General features: G+C 48.4%; 1 protein-coding gene. It reads right to left on the reverse strand.

Going from position 1 to position 1,116, the window contains the following annotated elements; translation table 11 throughout:
* The coding region (locus CLOSYM_RS24040) for a DDE-type integrase/transposase/recombinase (RefSeq protein ID WP_044902345.1) at positions 1-1,116 on the reverse strand (1,116 nt) is incomplete at both ends.

Genomic DNA, 1,116 nt, shown 5'->3' on the forward strand with positions numbered 1-1,116 from the left:
TACGGTTCAGCCGTTCAATCATCTGTTTGAATGGACGGTGTTCCTTAGAAACAGCATCGTTGTTGGTAAGCCCAATCACCTGAGTGATATGGAATGTAAAGGTTTTCCCGAAGTTCTTTACGAATTCCATTGCGGCGAGCGGATAGGCGCTGTAACCATCCGCAATGAACTTAAAGTTCTCCGGCAGCTTTGTAAGGCCTTGGAAAGCCATCCGCATAGCGAGGATACAGGGGCCGATGCCACGGTTGTCAGATACCTGATAACCGATGATGGAACGGCTTGCGGCATTCATGATGAGCCAGATATAGGTTTTAATGCCACGGATTTTAATATAAGTTTCATCCGCGGTGAAGGCAGCCCCCTTTTCGTATGGATACTGGTCGACAAAAGGCTTAATGCAGACAGCGGCGGTTTTGCAGTAGTTGGCAATCTGCTGGTGTGAGAGGCTGATGTTATAGAGGTCTTTTAGTGCCTGGGAGGTTTTCCTCAGGGAAAGGCCGAGGTTGACATGCAGGGTCAGGGCCAGGGACATGACATGAGCATTGTGCTTGTTGAATTTCAGGGAGGAGGCGTTCTTAGGCAGGGAGTTCAGGTCCATGCTGAAAAAATCCACAGTAAACTCGCGATAGATGTAGTGGAGTTTATATTTATTTTTGCCGAATTCATCTTTCAGGTCCTGTTTATCCACTTTTTTGAGGTTGTGGAGATAGTAAGGGCACTTCGGGTTGACACACTTATGGATGGTGAAGTGTTTGCGGTCTTTCTTGGGGACAAGGGAGCTGCTGCAATGCGGGCAACGGAGTTTCGTCAACAAAAAACGGCTCTCATCCGGAGAGAACCTGGTATCACAGATTTTGCACAGGAGCTGCCCTTTGGAGCCATTGTTCTTGTAAAGGAATGGCTTGGGGGCATCACAGCGAGGACAGGAGCAGTCATCCGGGATGTGGCAATCGGAGCGGCGGCTTATGGGGCGGATTATCTTGCCGTAACGTTTTTCGTAGTAAGGGATGAGATCCTTGTAAGTCCAGTCTTGCCGGAAGTCAGTGATCAGAGGAAGCTCATCAATTTTGAATTTTTGGTACTTGGGAGAATGGGAATCATCAAAAGCCCACTGCT

Origin of the sequence: [Clostridium] symbiosum ATCC 14940 (assembly GCF_000466485.1) — a bacterium.
GTDB lineage: Bacteria > Bacillota > Clostridia > Lachnospirales > Lachnospiraceae > Otoolea > Otoolea symbiosa.